Raw genomic sequence first — 16,580 nt, 5'->3', positions numbered from 1 at the left:
ATGATTTCATTGGTTTAAGATAACAGGCGTAGTCCAATTTTCTTGGTCAGTTCGTTCAATTGTTGACGTAAATTACGTGACTCAAGTAATGAATTCGGGTCTTTTAATTTCTGACGTAAATATTTTTCTTGTAAGCCTAAGGCGTATTCAGTCGCCAGTTTATCCGCCATTTCTGGTGCATGGGTCAGCACTTCAATATTGGTACGTCGCATAATATCAGCAATTTCTAAACTGTAAGCGCTGCAAGCACCCAATACGTAATAGGTTGCTAGCTCTTGGTCATCAGGCAAGTTATCAAAAATTCGATTGAGAATATTAAGGACATGTGAGAGTAGTTCCTGACTTGGAACAAAGGCACGTAAAGTTTCAAAATGAATATATAAAAATGGATGATTCATCAGGATAGCGATGGCAAAGTCTTCATCTTTGGTGCGAATGTTAAAAGATAAAGACGCATCATTACTGAGTTGTGGTGTCCAACGTTTGCCAAACCCTAATTTTTCTTTAAAGGATTGATTTAAAAGATAACGAAAAGAACCCGTTTTTGGCAACAGTTCAGTCAGTTGACGCAGTTCAGCCATGACCAAACTTTTACCTTCAGGACTACTGATATCTTGATTTTGGGTTAAATGTGCAAATACAAAGTCGGAGAGTAATGGGGCTTGCTGTAATAAGCGCTGGAAATTTTCTAAACCTTCGCGTCGAATCAGTGAGTCAGGGTCATGATCATTGGGGAGTACAAAAAACTTCAGTTCACGACCATCATTTAATAAGGGTAAGGCAATGTCTAAAGTCCGTCGTGCTGCTTTTTGACCTGCGGCATCACCATCAAAGGCAATGGTGATACGATTATTCTGTTTGAACAGAATATTTAAATGCTCTGTATTACTGGCAGTTCCTAGCGTTGCAACTGCACCATAAATGCCATTTTGTTGTAGCGCGATGACATCCATGTAGCCTTCAACCATGAGCCAGTCTTGGGCTTTTTGTTTGCGTCCCTCATACAGTCCGTATAGCAACTGGTTCTTATGAAAAACTTCGGAATCTGGCGAGTTGATATATTTGGGTTTAATTTGGTCATTCAGGGCACGACCACCAAAGCCAACCACACGACCTTTGGCATCACGAATCGGGAAAATTACCCGATCACGCAGTAAGTCAAAATCTCGTCCTTTGTCACTGGTACGGATTAGACCCAATAATTTTAAGCCCTGAACATCATGAGGGAAGGCTTTTTCCAGATGTTGCCAATCTTCAGGTGCATAGCCTAAACGCCAGAATTGAAGGGTATCTGCACCTAAGCCACGGTGTTTAAAGTACTGTTGTGCACTTTGGCTTTGGGGGAGTTGTCGTTCATAGAACTGCGCGACATTCTCCAGTAAATCATAAAGATTGCCCTCTTGTGTAGGGGCTTCATTGAATGCTTGAAATTGTTCAAAAGGGGCAAAAGGATCATCGATATTACCAAATTCTTCAAATGGATCATGATCGATTTGCGGGTTGTGAGGCGTTGGAATCTGAACAGGATTTGTGGGAATAACTGGATCTGCTGCTACAGGTTTAGTTTCTCGTTTGTAGGAGAGACGTTTGGAATCTTGATTGTCTTTGGGTAATTCAATACCCGCTTGGCTAGACAGATCTTTCATCACATCGACAAAATTTCGATTGTCGATGTCCATGAGAAAGCGAATGGCATTACCATTCGCCTGACAGCCAAAGCAGTGATAATACTGCTTGTCACGATAGACATGGAAAGAGGGCGACTTTTCCTGATGAAACGGGCAGCAACCTGAGTATGTGCGTCCCGTTTTTTTAAGTTTCACGCGTTGGCCAATTAAATCGACAATATCAGTTCGATCGAGAATTTGATCTATCGTGTGCTGAGGAATGGCCATAGTCGTTATCGTGATACATCTAGCAAAAATGAAAATGCAAAGCGAGATTTGCTTGAATCTAACTTTTGCAAAAGAAAACTATTTATTTGTATAGGGTTTAATCAGTCAGATCAAGCCAAATGCAAAATATAAAAGGGCAAGTATGATAACTTGCCCTTCATGAAATTGCATCAAAACTTGCGAGTTTTATTCGCCAGATGTACTCGAAGCAGGAGCTTCACTCGAAACATCTGGGCGACCTAGCAAACCAAAAGTCATGCGGTTGGTTAGGCTGCGTTGTGCCGTTGGTGCTGTCGTTTTCGGTGTTTCGATAGCACTTTGTTCTTCACGACCAAAGACCCCTAAAGTTGCGCGGTTGATCCAACTGCCTTCTTTACGTACAGCACGTAAATTCACGCTACCATCAGATTTCACTAAATTCGGATAGTTCAGTTTTAGAACATCGATATATTGTTGCGCAGTGGTTTTATCACCCAGTTGTTCGTAACCATAGGCAACTGTTGCTAATGCTTCTGGAATTTGTGGTGTTTGTGGGTAATGTTCAATTACCCATTGCGAACGTTCAACAGCGGCTAACCAAGCTTTACGCTTAATGTTAAAACGCGCGATATTCATTTCACTTTCTGCCAGCTCATTGCCAATATATTTCATACGTTGTGCTGCATCTACCGCATAAGTGCTCGATGGATAGCGGCGAATGAAATCGACAAAGTTTTGGTAAGCGAGTTTTAAATAGCTGGTATCACGATGTGATTGCTTTAATGAGGTATAACGCATTAAACCATCATAGTTTTGTTCCATGTTCGCTACACCGCGTACATAGTAAGCATAATCTACATTTGGATGCTGCGGATTTAAGCGAATAAAACGCTCTGCAAGGCTGATCGTGCCTTCATAATCTTTTTGCTGAAATTTAGTGTACAACAACTCAAGCTGGGCTTGCTGTGCATAATCACCCGTTGGGTAGTAAGTATCAATTGCTTCTAGGTACTTGGCTGCATCAGTATATTGACCATTATCTAGCGCTTTCTCGGCTTTTTGTATATACACTTGCTCACTTAATTGTGGGCCTGTATCCACCACTTCTTTTTTTGGATTACTGCTACAGCCCACCATTGCAGACGCAATGCCTAAAGAAAGAGCGAGCATTGTAATTTTATAACGTGGTAGCGACATAAAAATTCCTCTGTTAATACGGGCAATGAGCTACAATTGCGCTATTAAACCACTTTTGTTTGAATGATCAAATGACCCAAGCACAATCTACTAATACAAATTCTGCAGAAACTGATTTCAATTTACTTGAAGAAATAGACGAAGCAGATAACCATACTTCTGATGCAACTGCAACACGTTTATCGTTGCAATTTCAATTGGATGAAAGCTATATCGGGCAACGTATTGATCAGGTTGCGGCGAATGTTTGGAGTGATTTCTCACGCGAAAAACTCAAGCAGTGGCTGAAGGATGGGCATTTGTTGGTAAATGGTAACATTGTTAAACCAAAGTACAAATGTGAAGGATATGAGCAGCTTACTCTTGATGTCGAGCTAGAAGCACAAACAACGAGTCAGCCTGAAAACATTCCACTCAATATTGTTTACGAAGATGATGACATCATTGTGATTAACAAACCTGTTGGAATGGTGGTGCATCCTGGTGCTGGAAATAGCACAGGGACGTTGGTGAATGCGCTGCTTTATCATTACCCAAAGTCGGCTGAACTCTCACGTGCAGGTCTAGTACATCGCATTGATAAAGACACGAGCGGCTTGTTGGTGGTTGCGAAAACTTTGGAAGCTCAGTTTGCATTAAGCAAACAACTGGCAGATAAATCGGTTTATCGTGTTTATGATTTGATCGTTTATGGCAGCATGATTGCAGGCGGTACCATTGATGAGCCGATTAAACGCCATCCAGTTGATCGCGTTAAAATGACCGTATTACCAGGTGGGAAAGATGCCGTGACCCACTACAATGTAAAAGAGCGTTTTCAGCATTTCACCCGTGTACAGGCACGTTTGGAAACTGGACGTACGCACCAAATTCGTGTGCATTTTGCTTACATTGGTTATGGTTTGGTCGGCGATCCGGTCTATATGCCTCGTGTACGTGTTCCTGCTGGGGCATCTGAATTGTTAAATGATACTTTGCGTGGCTTTAGACGTCAGGCATTACATGCTGTGCAATTGGGTTTAGTTCATCCACGTACGGGTAAGGACATGATGTTTGAAGCACCGTGGTCAGAAGATTTTGCAGCATTGGTTGATGTATTGCGTAGCGAGAATAAAGCTTATTAAAAGCAATTGAAGAGGTGATCTTTGCGAAGTTCCTGATGGTAAAAGGAATAACGCAAAGATGATTTAAGTTGAATAAGGAATTTAACATGCAATTTGTTCAAGGCTTTCCAGAAGGTGTTTTTGTCGGGCAAACGCGTGTGCAACATGAGCATACTCAGGCATCGGATAAACCTGAACTTGATGGTTTTAATTTGGCATTGCATGTTCAGGATAATGCTCATCGAGTACAACAACACCGAATGCAGTTACTTGAAGAATTCTCTGCTTTTGGCGTAGAAAAAATAACGTGGATGACGCAAACCCATAGCACGATTTGTCACACTGTGAATGAACAGATCTACTTCGAGGCACTCGAAGGCGATGGTTTAGTAACTCAACAGAAGCAGCATGCCTTAATGATGATGACGGCGGATTGTTTACCTATTGTACTTGGCGATGCTGAAGCGATTGAGGTGGCCAACCTACATGCAGGCTGGCGTGGACTGGCCAATGGAATTGTGGAAAACACCATTGCAGCCATGCAGCATCCTCCTACTTGGGCATGGTTAGGGGCAGCCATTAGTCAACCTTGCTTTGAAGTAGGGGCAGAAGTCAAACAAATCTTCTGTAGCAAGTATCCTGCCTTAGCCTCGACCTTTGAACCATCGAAAGAGCAGGGGAAATACTTTGCTGATTTATATGCGATTGCGCGCTATATTTTGCAGCAGCATGGTGTCACCAAGATCTTAGGTGGAGACCAGTGTACCTATAGACAAACGGAAGAATATTATTCTTATCGTCGTAATGCTAAAACTGGAAGAATGGCAACTTTTGTTTTTTTAAAATAAGCATGACCGTGTGATTGGTGCAACGATTTTTACATTGTGCTATGCACTCGCCTCAGACGAACGAAAAGTGTTAAACTTGACTTAATTATTTGGTTTTAAAAGTTTCCATGTCTGTCACTGATCTCGTTTCTTCTGCTCCTGTACATGTATGTGTGGTTTATCATAGTCCTTATGGTCATACGGCCAAGGTAGCCCAATATATTGCGCAAGGTGCAGAGCAGGCAGGTGCAGAAGTCCATTTGATTTCTGTGGCAGCAGTACAGTGGGAGCTTTTAGATCAGGCTGATATTATTATTATGGGCTGCCCAACATATATGGGAAGCCTGACTTCTGCACTGAAACAATTTATGGAAGATTCCTCTAAGCGCTGGTTAGCTCGTGCTTGGCAAGGAAAACTTGCTGCTGGTTTTACCAATGGTGGTGGCTTAAGTGGTGATAAATTGGCAGTCTTGCAACAGATTAATTTATTTGCCATGCAGCATGGTATGTTGTGGGCGGGTTTGCCATTTATGCCAACTGGACGTAGCCAGCAAGATATTAACCGTATGTCGAGCTTCTTGGGGTTAATGACGCAGTCAGATAATGCCAGTGTTGAAGTTACCCCACCAGAAGGTGACTTGGAAACCGCACGAAAGTTTGGGAAGTATTTAGTTGAGCTAAAAGCTGATTATTAACACTTCTAGTAATAAAAAAACCTCCAAATTGGAGGTTTTTTTATTACTTATGCATAATGCGTGCTTTATCGCGTTGCCAGTCACGATCTTTTTCCGTAGCACGTTTGTCATGGAGTTGTTTACCTTTTACTAAAGCAATTTCCAACTTCGCGCGTGGACCTTTCCAGTAAGCGGCAAGCGGAACGCATGAATAACCTTTTTGATTGACTGCACCGAGTAACTTATCCAGTTCACGACGGTTCAGTAGTAGCTTACGTGTACGGGTCGATTCAGCAACAATATGCGTAGACGCACTGAGTAACGGTTGAATTTGTGCACCGAAGAGGAAAGCCTCACCATTTTTAAAGGTGATATAGCTCTCTGACAGGGTCATGCGACCTGCGCGTAATGATTTAACTTCCCAACCTTGTAAGGAGAGTCCTGCTTCAAATTTTTCTTCAATAAAATAATCATGACGGGCACGTTTATTTTGGGCAATCGTACCGCCATTATGTTTTTTAACTACAGTTGCTTTCGCCATAATCAATTACTTCCAAAGTTATGACTATTGTGCCCCAACATGAACCTACTGACAATTCTTAAATCGGATTGAAAAGGTTTAAAGTAAATCAAATACACCATCAAATGGCACACTGCTATTTTACTTAAATGAAACAGCCCAATAGTTTTTGCACGAATAGTGAAGATTTTTCAAATTTATGCAGTTTCTTCACCAAAAAAACAAGATTTTGTTAAAATACATCCCAATAAAATGAATTAGAGTACAAATGGATGTCTAAAACTCGCGTAATCTATCCAGGAACATTTGATCCAATTACCAATGGGCATGTCGACCTTGTGACGCGTGCATCAAAAATGTTTGATGAAGTGGTGGTGGCAATTGCGATTGGGCATCATAAGAATCCATTGTTCAAGTTGGAAGAACGCGTGGCATTGGCACAGGCTTCTCTGAGTCATTTACCTAATGTAGAATTTGTAGGATTTGATGGTTTATTGGTAAACTTTTTCCGTGAACAAAAGGCAACGGCTGTGCTGCGTGGGTTACGTGCAGTGTCTGATTTTGAATATGAGTTTCAATTGGCGAATATGAACCGTCAACTCGATTCACGCTTTGAGGCGGTGTTTTTAACGCCATCGGAACAATATTCATTTATTTCTTCCACGTTAATTCGTGAAATTGCTCGTCTGAAAGGCGATGTCACCAAATTCGTTCCTGAAGCGGTGGTGAAAGCCTTTGAGCAAAAGCATCAACAAGGTTGGTAGAGTGTCTTTATATATAACTGATGAATGCATCAATTGTGATGTTTGTGAACCTGTTTGCCCCAATGAAGCAATTTTTATGGGTGAATTGATTTATGAAATTAACCCAGACTTATGTACTGAATGTGTGGGACATCATGATCAACCGCAGTGTCAGCTCTTTTGTCCTGTAGATTGTATCCCACTTGATCCCGATCATGCTGAAACTGAGGATGAGCTGATGGATAAATATAAAAAGCTGATTGCTCAAAAAAGCGCAAGCAATTAAGTCTAAGATTTGATACTATGCGCTTCGAAGTGAGCCAGACGATCGCTGCTGTGGAGATCTCCGTGATTGAAGCAGGGGAGGAAAGTCCGGGCTTCATAGGGCAAGGTGCCAGGTAACGCCTGGGCGGCGTGAGCCGACGGAAAGTGCAGCAGAGAGTAGACCGCCTTCATTATAGTTTCGAGCAATCGAAATCGGAGGTAAGGGTGAAAGGGTGCGGTAAGAGCGCACCGCATGACTGGTAACAGTTCATGGCATGGTAAACCCCACCGGAAGCAAGACCAAATAGGGATCCTTTAGGCATGGCCCATGCTGGATCCGGGTAGGTCGCTGGAGCGTATGAGTGATTGTACGCCTAGAGGAATGATCGTTCACGACAGAACCCGGCTTATCGGCTCACTTCACCAAATTTTGATCAATTAAGCGCATTAGGTACTTGACGTACTAAAGATAAAATCACATAATGCGCGCACAGTTTACGGCTATGTAGCTCAGTTGGTTAGAGCACCGCACTCATAATGCGGGGGTCACAAGTTCAAGTCTCGTCATAGCCACCATTTTATAAATCACGTTCCTATAACGTGATTTTTTTTGTCTAAAATTTATGATTACACGTCGTATCGGTAAAATAATAAGCGGGGCTTCGGTCTTTAAGCCATTTAATTTTTCAGTAAAAATGTGATTTCAGGATGAGGATTAGAAGAGCGTTGCTGAGATGATTCATCTACCAACCTGTATTAAGCTGCTTGTTGTTTCATCCTCTATCCATTTAATGAACTCGATATAGCTTATCCTTGCTCTATGCATATATTTTCCAGATAGACGATGTCTGTTGAGCGTATAGAACATCATTAAAAACGGAACCCTGTGTTTGTCGCTTTGATACTAATCTGATGAAAATTATACAAATATGGATGAACTTACGGACTAAATAGATCAACTGTTTAAACTCTGAACATTCGTGAATAAAAAGGCTTGACGCATAGACATGAAATTTAGATAATGCGCACACAGTTTACGGCTATGTAGCTCAGTTGGTTAGAGCACCGCACTCATAATGCGGGGGTCACAAGTTCAAGTCTCGTCATAGCCACCATTTTTATAGACCAAGCTCTCAGCTTGGTCTCTTTTTTTTGTGCGTGAAAAAAGAGAAAAAATATTGTGTGTATAAAAAAGCCCAAACTAAAGTTTGGGCTTTTATGTTTCTATTTGCTGTTATAGACCAGCTTTCCAACCATTGATGATTGGGTAACGACGTTCGCGGCTAAAGGCACGTGAGCTAATACGCGGACCAATAGAACCTTGGCGACGTTTATATTCATTAAAGTCGACGAGGCGAATTACTTTTTTCACAACGTCTGCATCAAAGCCTTTGGCAATAATGTCATCTTGGCTCATGTCTTCTTCGATGTAGGCATACAGAATTGCATCGAGGACATCATAAGCAGGTAATGAGTCTTGGTCGGTTTGGTCTGGACGTAGTTCTGCTGAAGGCGGACGAGTAATCACACGTTCTGGAATTACAGGTGTTTCAGAGATACTGTTACGGTATTTTGCCAATTCAAATACAATGGTCTTATACACATCTTTCAGAACAGCAAAACCGCCGACCATATCGCCGTACAGTGTGCAATAGCCGACAGAAAGTTCTGATTTATTGCCTGTAGAAAGGACAAGGTTACCAAATTTATTCGATAAGCCCATCAATAGCGTACCGCGTGTACGCGCTTGTAAATTTTCTTCAGTGGCATCAGCAGGTGCATTACCAAAGAATGGATAAAGCGTTTGCATAAAGCTGTTTACAATCGGATTAATTTCCGCAATACCAAAGGTAATGCCCATATTCTTCGCTTGTGCCGCTGCATCTTCTACACTGATTTGCGAAGTATAAGTATAAGGCATCATGACCGCTTGTACTTTGTCAGCACCAATCGCATCTACAGCAATCGCAAGGGTCAATGCTGAGTCAATCCCACCTGAAAGACCTAAAATCACGCCTGGGAAGCCTGAACGGTGAACATAGTCACGCGTTGCCATCACCAAAGCTTGATAAATTTCTGCCATGGTTTCGAGAGTTGGACTGCTTTCAGTAACTTGATAGCTTTGTTGTTCGCCAATATAGTCCGAATAGAGCAATGTTTCTTTAAAACTTGGTGCTTGTACTGCAACAGCGCCGTCTTTGTTAATGACAAAACTGGTGCCGTCAAAAATTAAATCATCTTGACCACCAACTTGGTTGGCATAAACCAAATTAAGGTTCATTTGTTTCGCAAGAGCAGACATGGTTTCAACACGATGCTGTGGTTTACCCACTTCATATGGTGAAGCATTTAGGACTAAAGCAGTTTCTACATTGAGTTGGGCAAGTTGCTGAACGGTATTCAGTGACCAGATATCTTCACAAATCAGTACACCGAATTTATGTCCGAGGTATTCAAATACCAAGTGCTGATGTCCTTCGTTAAAATAACGTTTTTCATCAAACACGCCATAATTTGGCAAGTTTTGCTTGTTATAAATACCGAGAATCTTACCGTCTTTCATCACTGCGGCAGAGTTATAGCGTTGACCATCTTCAGTTTGATTGACAAAACCAAAGACCATGACAATGTCTTTCACTTGGCTCAGTTGTTCAAACGCTAGTTGTGTGCGTTTAGACAGGCTTGGACGCAACAGTAAATCTTCGGCTGGGTAACCAATCGTTGCTAATTCAGGGAAGATAATTAAATCTGATTTTTGCGCTTTGGCTTCATTTGCCAATTGTTGCATTTTTTCAGCATTTGCTTCGATATTACCAATATGCGGAGAGAATTGTGCTAGGGCAATTTTAAAACTTTTCATTCCAACTTAATCCTAAAGCTATAGGGATGTGTACGCAGATGACTGAGTTTCTTATCGTTATCGGTTCAGTACTGTGTAATCAACGACAAAATAATGAATAAATAATTTGCGTTGATACTATATACGAATTGCGACAAATGTAGTGTATAAATTCAAAAAAAATTCTTATTTGCATTTAGAAAAACAATTCATAATTGTAGATGGTAAGTTACTTATATTTCACTGAAAAGGTTAAAGATATGTCGCGATATTTATCAACTCTGCTCCAGACTATTCGAAGCGTAGGTGTTTTGTCTCGACGCCCTTTGACTGATGGTGAAAAATCATTGGTTCGATGGATTTTTGCAGACACAATTCAGTTGGATCGGGTTCAAATTATTGCGCATAAAGCAGTACTTAAAAATCATGCGATTAGCCCGAATGGATATATTTATTTTCATGCGCAAAATTACTGTCATGACTTTTCAAAGTGTTCACTCAGTTTGCAATCTTGGTTTATTCATGAGATGACGCATGTGTGGCAGTACCAGCAAGGCATTGCTGTGGTACGTAAGGCATTATTTGATCGCCGTTATCACTATGTAATCCAGCAAGGAAAATTGTTTTTAAATTATGGAATAGAGCAGCAGGCGCAAATGGTGCAAGATTATTTTATTAAAAAAACACAAGGGCAGGACTGCAATGCTTATGAACAATGCATTCCTTTTTTGGCACCCAAAGCGTGATTTTGTCCCATGTAGATAATTTTGTCAGAAAACTGTCGGACAAGTCTGAGGAAAGGCAGAAATTGCAAATCAAATGACCTGAATTGCTAGTGGCAAGCCACATAGGCTCACTTAGTTTTTTACTGTAGGTGCATGCTTAAGCAGCATGTGCAATACCACAAAGTTGCACTTACAGTAGAAAAATAAGGAATGGTCATGCAATTCATTACACCACTTAAAAATACATTGAATCATGTATTTTCTGGGCCTCGTTTTAATACTTTGAAACAGTCCCCGATGATTCCGATTCGGCACATGCGGTTTGACTTTGACCCGAAAGAAATTGATCCCAAATTTTATCTCAATGCAGAATTGGCGAGTGCCTATTTCGCATCACTTTCCATTTTTTTAACGTTTGGAGAGGACTTGGTGATAGATACAGCGCGTTATCATCGTGAATTGCTTAAAGATCCACTGCTGAAACAGCGCGTGACGGCTTTGATTGGTCAAGAGGCGATTCATTCTAAAATGCATAATGAGTTAAACGATGCATTCCTAGAAGTAGATTATCCAGTGCAGTTGTTTCGCACATGGGCTGGTTGGGCATTTGATTATGGATTTAACCGTTTACCCCAACCCATGAAACTGTCGCTCATGGCAGGTATTGAGCATTTCACTGCTGTATTGGCAGAATATATGATGAAGCATGAGGAAATTTTCTTCCATTCTCGAGATGAAAAGCAGCGCGCCATTTGGATGTGGCATATGCTCGAAGAGTCTGAGCATAAAGACATTGCCTATGATGTATTTCAAGCTTTATCCAATAATTATGCGCTGCGTATTGCAGGCTTTTTCCCTGCGCTTATCACGATTCTTATTTTAATTTCAGTCGCCTCACTCATGGTGCCATTTTACCGAGAACCGAAAAATCTGATTCGTTGGAGCTACTGGAAAGAACTGCCTTACAGTTTAAGCCTAATTTTTGGCTTAAAGGATGGTGTCTATGGCAGCACCATGCAGCATATTTTTGATTATTTACGTCCTGATTTTCATCCCAATGATCATGATATTTCAGCCTATTTAAGCTATTACAAAGAAAAGCTGTTAAACCCTGAACATGGCATTTTAACGCCTTATTTTACGCGTGAATTTACCCCTAGTTTACGTTCATAACAAAGCGGGGATTTTAAAATGACAATTTTTAATAAAAAAAGTAATCCAAGCAAACAAGCTTATGCCGTGGTAACCGGTGCGGGGAGTGGTATTGGACGGAGTTTCGCACTAGAGCTTGCTCGGCGCGGCGGGGTGGTGGTTTGTGCAGATATTCATCTCAGTGCTGCTGAAGAAACCGTGAGCTTGATTCAAAATCAATATCAAACGGATGCTTTTGCTGTGCAATGTGATGTGGGATGTGCTGAGCAAGTGAAAGCATTGGCAGAGCAAGCTGAACAACTAATGGGGCATGTGACCACCTTAATTATTAACAATGCGGGAGTTGGTTTGGGGGGAAAGTTTGATGAAGTCAGTCTAGACGATTGGCAATGGTGTATGCATGTCAATTTATGGGGTGTGATTCATGGATGTCATTATTTTGTCCCACAATTCAAACAGCAAGGCTTTGGTGCGATTATTAATGTGGCATCGGCTGCGGGTTTTACTGCGGCTCCTGAAATGACGGCATATAACGTAACGAAGTCGAGTGTTTTGGCATTGTCAGAAACGCTTTCAGCAGAACTCCGAAGTACCAATATCCGCGTCAATGTCCTTTGCCCAACTTTGGTGCCAACCAATATTATGAAAAATGGCCGTTTGCCACAACGTTACTCTGGTTTGGCAGATCATTTGCTGATGAATCATGCTTTTATTAATAGCGATCAAGTCGCAATTAAAACCTTAGATCGGCTTGATGCGAATAAGCTGTATACCATTCCACAGCCAGATGCCAAGTTGTTTTGGTGGTTAAAACGTGCTGCACCAAGTCTGTATGCAAAGTTACTTGGAATTGGTTATCCATTGTTCCAAAAATACATGAAATAAAAATAAGATACTGAACATTACGGAGAATATTTTAGTGGAAAATTCAGATCAAAAAATTGAATCCGCCTTAGAAGAAGGTGCTGAATCTATTGGGGTAGAGGAAAACCCAACTTCCGTGACTCAACAAAAAACCAAAATACGAACGAAAGCGAAACAAGCGCAGTCAACTCGTGTATATGATTGTGTTGTAATTGGTGCGGGAATATCTGGTATTGCTGCTGCCTATAAGATGATACAAGCGGGCTATACTGACTTTTTAGTGTTTGAAAAAGCAGATCGCGTCGGTGGAACTTGGCGTGACAACACTTATCCTGGCTGTGGTTGTGACGTGCCATCCGCGTTATATTCTTTTTCGTTTGCACCAAGCCATGCATGGAGTCATCTATTTGCCAAGCAAACGGAAATTTTGACCTATCTGGAGCAGGTCACGAAGCAATTCAATTTGTATGACAAAATTAAATTTAAGCATGAGCTTATATCCGCTAAATGGAATGAAGTACAGCAACAATGGGTTTTAGAAACTTCACAAGGCAAATTTCTCGCTAAAACAGTGGTTTTCTCTACGGGACCCATTACAGAACCCTCTGTGCCACAGATTAAAGGAATTGATACCTTTAGCGGTGAAATGTTTCATTCGGCACGCTGGAAACATGACTGCGATTTAACAGGTAAACGGGTTGCTGTGATTGGTACGGGTGCATCTGCAATTCAGTTTATTCCTCAAATTCAACCTGATGTCAAAGAGTTGATTATTTTTCAACGTACTGCACCGTGGGTATTACCCAAAGCTGATTTTGCATTGAATGATGCGGCTAAAGGCGTCATTGCCAAATATCCTGTGATTCAACAGTTGTGGCGTAACAGTGTTGCGCAAATTTTAAATGGGATTAACTTTGGATTGCGTCATCCTCAAATATTAGAGCCAATTAATCTGCTGAGCAAACAGCTATTAAAACTGCAAATTCAAGATCAAACATTACGAAAAAATGTGACCCCGAATTTCTCAATTGGTTGTAAACGGCTGTTATTCGCCAATGATTATTATCCTGCCTTACAACAAGAAAATGTACAGCTTGTGCCACAGGGTTTGATTGAAATTCAGGGGAATCAATTGATTGCCACCAATGGTGAACAGTATCAAGTTGATGTGATTATCTGGGGGACAGGCTTTGAAGTTTCACATCCACCTATAGGCAAGCGAGTCTATGATGCGAATGGGCAACTCTTGGCTGAGCGTTGGAAAGAAAGCTCTCCAGAGGCATTTTTGGGTGCAAGTTTGGAACATGTACCCAATGCCTTTTTGGTGCTGGGTCCCAATATTCTGGTCTATGACTCATTTATTGGGATTGCGGAAGCACAACTGGATTACATTATGAGTGGTTTACTGCAAATGCGAGATCAGAACATTAAGCGAATAGAAATTAAGCCAAAAGTACTTCATGAACATAATGTTGTAGTACAAAAACATTTGCAGAAGACGGTTTTTAACCGTGGTGGCTGTAAATCTTATTATCTAGATCAAAATGGGCGAAATTTTGCAGCTTGGCCATGGTCACTCAAGCAATTGAAGCAAAAACTGAAAAAATTAGACTTGGCTAATTACGATATCGGTTAAATTTTAGTTTTTATCTTAAAAATATTCTTATGGCTGTATCTGTATTTAAGCTGACATAAAAAAACCACCCGAAGGGTGGTTTTTTTAATCATCAATTCTTTCGAATTAACGACCTTGGATGTCACGTTGAACTTCACCAGTGTAAAGCTGACGTGGACGACCAATTTTGTAAGGTCCGCTGTGCATTTCTAACCAGTGGCTGATCCAACCAACAGTACGTGCAAGTGCGAAGATTACAGTAAACATTTCAGTCGGGATACCAATCGCTTTAAGGATGATACCTGAGTAGAAGTCTACGTTAGGGTATAGGTTACGTTTAATGAAGTATTCGTCAGAAAGCGCGATACGTTCAAGTTCCATAGCAAGAGCAAGCTGTGGATCGTTGATGCCTAAAGCACCAAGAACTTCGTCACAAGTTTCTTTCATTACTTTCGCACGTGGATCGAAGTTTTTATAAACTCGGTGACCGAAGCCCATAAGTTTAACTTCTTTAGTTTTCACTTTTTCCATGAAGCCAGCAACGTTTTCTACAGTGCCGATTTCATCAAGCATCTTAAGAACAGCTTCGTTCGCGCCACCGTGAGCAGGTCCCCAAAGTGCAGAGATACCAGCAGCAATACATGCATACGGGTTAGCACCAGTAGAACCAGCCAAACGTACAGTAGATGTAGACGCGTTTTGTTCGTGGTCAGCATGAAGCGTGAAAATACGATCCATTGCTTTTGCAAGAATAGGGTTTACTTTGTAATCACGGTCTGCTGGAGTAGCAAACATCATATGCAAGAAGTTTTCCGCATAGTTTAAGTCATTACGTGGGTAAACAAATGGTTGACCTACGGTGTACTTGTAGCTCCAAGCTGCAAGTGTAGGTACTTTTGCAATTAAGCGAATAGCTGTGATTTCACGGTGGTTAACATCTTCAATGTCTAAACCGTTATGATAGAACGCAGAAAGTGCACCAACTACACCCACCATGATTGCCATAGGGTGAGCGTCACGACGGAAACCATTAAAGAAACGGCTAACTTGGTCGTGAACCATAGTGTGGTTACGTACTTTAGCGTCAAATTCAGCTTTTTGCTCAGCAGTTGGAAGCTCGCCATTTAATAATAAGTAGCAAGTTTCTAAGTAGTCTGCTTTAGTAGCAAGTTGGTCAATTGGGTAACCGCGGTGTAAAAGTACACCTTTGTTACCGTCAATGAAGGTAATTTTTGATTCGCAAGCTGCTGTTGCCATAAAACCAGGATCAAAAGTAAAGTGACCCGCGGCCAACACATCCTTAACGTCGATTACATCTGGGCCCAATGTGCCGCTGTAAATTGGTAATTCAATTTCTTTGCCATCAAGCTGTAATACGGCTTTTTTGCCAGTTGCTTCAGACATTCAAAGATCTCCTGTCCTGGTGAATGTTTAATCTGACTCGTAGTACTAATCTTCTAATGCGCGAATCAGACGGATCAAAAATTTGCTAGTTAGATTAGAGCGTACTGAAATTTTGTCAATTATACTTATGGATAAAAAACTGACGTCCTCACAGAGGTTTAGTCAAATCCGTCCTTAGAGGAATGAATAAAATCGCAGCACCGCTGCGCTATAATATGTCAAAATATTCTTGAGGTGCAGAAAAAAAATAGCACTCCATCTTAATTGTAAATATTTATAAAAATTATAGAGAGGGTGTTTTTAAACAAATAGTGCGAACAAACTGAATCGAAATTCATCTAATTTTCATAACTTACATTCATTTTTGTTTATATTTGATTTCATTTTTGAGTCAAACTTGACATTAAATTCTAATCATAAGGACTGGTTTGATTGATCAAAAAATGACTAGTTGAATTTTGATTTTTGGTTGGAAATTAATCTTTTTACGTAATTTTTTGCAATTTTTGGGCAAATTAAAGTCTTAATATTTATACGTGATCTGTATGTTGTTTTGGCTAAGTCGTTATTTAATCACGTTATATCATAAAATTATTGCTCTAAATAAATAGTGAACATTTTGATAGGAAATGCAAGTCTCTCCATATAAAGGAAGAGATTCTCAGATAAGGAAAATATCTTCCTTATCTTTAGTCTAAAAATGCAAAATCACAGAAGACGCTTAAAAAGGGAGGGATTTGATGGATAAGTGATAAAAACCAATAGCATAGCAATAAGTT

Annotated in this window: 14 protein-coding genes, 2 tRNA genes and 1 other RNA gene; 12 read left to right on the top strand and 5 right to left on the bottom strand. The window is 40.8% G+C overall.

Going from position 1 to position 16,580, the window contains the following annotated elements:
* Positions 1-14: 14 nt before the first annotated feature.
* Positions 15-1,895, bottom strand: a complete 1,881-nt coding sequence (locus M5E07_RS11915) for a DNA primase (RefSeq protein ID WP_252219471.1) — start codon at positions 1,893-1,895, stop codon at positions 15-17.
* A gap of 186 nt (positions 1,896-2,081) precedes the next feature.
* A complete protein-coding gene (locus M5E07_RS11910) occupies positions 2,082-3,071 on the bottom strand; it encodes an outer membrane protein assembly factor BamD (RefSeq protein ID WP_252219468.1) in 990 nt (329 codons plus the stop codon).
* Between the two features lie 71 nt (positions 3,072-3,142).
* On the opposite strand from M5E07_RS11910, the gene rluD reads away from it, so the two are divergent.
* The 3 genes from rluD to M5E07_RS11895 all read left to right on the top strand — a co-directional run bounded on the left by rluD (position 3,143) and on the right by M5E07_RS11895 (position 5,696).
* Positions 3,143-4,195 (top strand): 23S rRNA pseudouridine(1911/1915/1917) synthase RluD, encoded by a 1,053-nt coding sequence (gene rluD / locus M5E07_RS11905; RefSeq protein WP_116759839.1) that lies wholly within the window; start codon positions 3,143-3,145, stop codon positions 4,193-4,195.
* Positions 4,196-4,281: 86 nt separating this feature from the next.
* Positions 4,282-5,022 carry a peptidoglycan editing factor PgeF gene (pgeF, locus tag M5E07_RS11900; protein WP_116759837.1) on the top strand — a complete coding sequence of 247 codons (741 nt, stop codon included), beginning with the start codon at positions 4,282-4,284 and terminating at the stop codon, positions 5,020-5,022.
* 107 nt (positions 5,023-5,129) lie between these two features.
* On the top strand, positions 5,130-5,696 hold the full coding sequence (locus M5E07_RS11895; RefSeq protein WP_116759835.1) for a flavodoxin family protein: 567 nt from the start codon (positions 5,130-5,132) through the stop codon (positions 5,694-5,696).
* Between the two features lie 43 nt (positions 5,697-5,739).
* Here M5E07_RS11895 and smpB read toward each other — a convergent pair whose 3' ends face one another.
* Positions 5,740-6,216, bottom strand: coding sequence for an SsrA-binding protein SmpB (smpB, locus tag M5E07_RS11890; RefSeq protein ID WP_116759833.1), 477 nt, complete (start codon positions 6,214-6,216; stop codon positions 5,740-5,742).
* A 251-nt stretch (positions 6,217-6,467) separates the two neighbouring features.
* On the opposite strand from smpB, the gene coaD reads away from it, so the two are divergent.
* The 5 genes from coaD (at position 6,468) to M5E07_RS11865 (ending at position 8,317) form a co-directional block, all read left to right on the top strand.
* Positions 6,468-6,959 (top strand): pantetheine-phosphate adenylyltransferase, encoded by a 492-nt coding sequence (gene coaD / locus M5E07_RS11885; RefSeq protein ID WP_116759831.1) that lies wholly within the window; start codon positions 6,468-6,470, stop codon positions 6,957-6,959.
* A gap of 1 nt (position 6,960) precedes the next feature.
* Positions 6,961-7,224, top strand: coding sequence for a YfhL family 4Fe-4S dicluster ferredoxin (locus M5E07_RS11880; protein ID WP_252223805.1), 264 nt, complete (start codon positions 6,961-6,963; stop codon positions 7,222-7,224).
* 26 nt (positions 7,225-7,250) lie between these two features.
* Positions 7,251-7,628, top strand: an RNA gene (gene rnpB / locus M5E07_RS11875) — RNase P RNA component class A.
* 73 nt (positions 7,629-7,701) lie between these two features.
* Positions 7,702-7,778: transfer RNA gene (locus M5E07_RS11870), tRNA-Met, on the top strand.
* Positions 7,779-8,240: 462 nt separating this feature from the next.
* Positions 8,241-8,317 (top strand) — tRNA-Met (locus M5E07_RS11865).
* 119 nt (positions 8,318-8,436) lie between these two features.
* On the opposite strand, the gene M5E07_RS11860 is transcribed toward M5E07_RS11865, so the two are convergent.
* Positions 8,437-10,062, bottom strand: coding sequence for an NAD+ synthase (locus M5E07_RS11860; protein WP_252219465.1), 1,626 nt, complete (start codon positions 10,060-10,062; stop codon positions 8,437-8,439).
* 239 nt (positions 10,063-10,301) lie between these two features.
* On the opposite strand from M5E07_RS11860, the gene M5E07_RS11855 reads away from it, so the two are divergent.
* The 4 genes from M5E07_RS11855 (at position 10,302) to M5E07_RS11840 (ending at position 14,418) form a co-directional block, all read left to right on the top strand.
* Positions 10,302-10,787, top strand: a complete 486-nt coding sequence (locus tag M5E07_RS11855; RefSeq protein WP_252219462.1) for a type IV secretion protein Rhs — start codon at positions 10,302-10,304, stop codon at positions 10,785-10,787.
* Between the two features lie 195 nt (positions 10,788-10,982).
* A complete protein-coding gene (locus M5E07_RS11850) occupies positions 10,983-11,939 on the top strand; it encodes a metal-dependent hydrolase (protein ID WP_116759823.1) in 957 nt (318 codons plus the stop codon).
* 18 nt (positions 11,940-11,957) lie between these two features.
* Entirely contained in the window at positions 11,958-12,803 is an 846-nt protein-coding gene (locus M5E07_RS11845) for an SDR family NAD(P)-dependent oxidoreductase (protein ID WP_252219458.1), read from the top strand.
* Positions 12,804-12,918: 115 nt separating this feature from the next.
* Positions 12,919-14,418, top strand: coding sequence for a flavin-containing monooxygenase (locus M5E07_RS11840; protein ID WP_252223803.1), 1,500 nt, complete (start codon positions 12,919-12,921; stop codon positions 14,416-14,418).
* Positions 14,419-14,523: 105 nt separating this feature from the next.
* Here the strand turns inward: M5E07_RS11840 and gltA are convergent, their stop codons facing one another.
* Complete coding sequence (gene gltA / locus M5E07_RS11835; protein WP_116759817.1) at positions 14,524-15,801, bottom strand: citrate synthase; 1,278 nt, start codon at positions 15,799-15,801, stop codon at positions 14,524-14,526.
* Positions 15,802-16,580: the final 779 nt, after the last annotated feature.

This window comes from Acinetobacter tibetensis (genome assembly GCF_023824315.1).
In the GTDB taxonomy this organism is placed as follows: domain Bacteria; phylum Pseudomonadota; class Gammaproteobacteria; order Pseudomonadales; family Moraxellaceae; genus Acinetobacter; species Acinetobacter tibetensis.
This window is presented reverse-complemented; position numbering and strand designations above follow the sequence as displayed.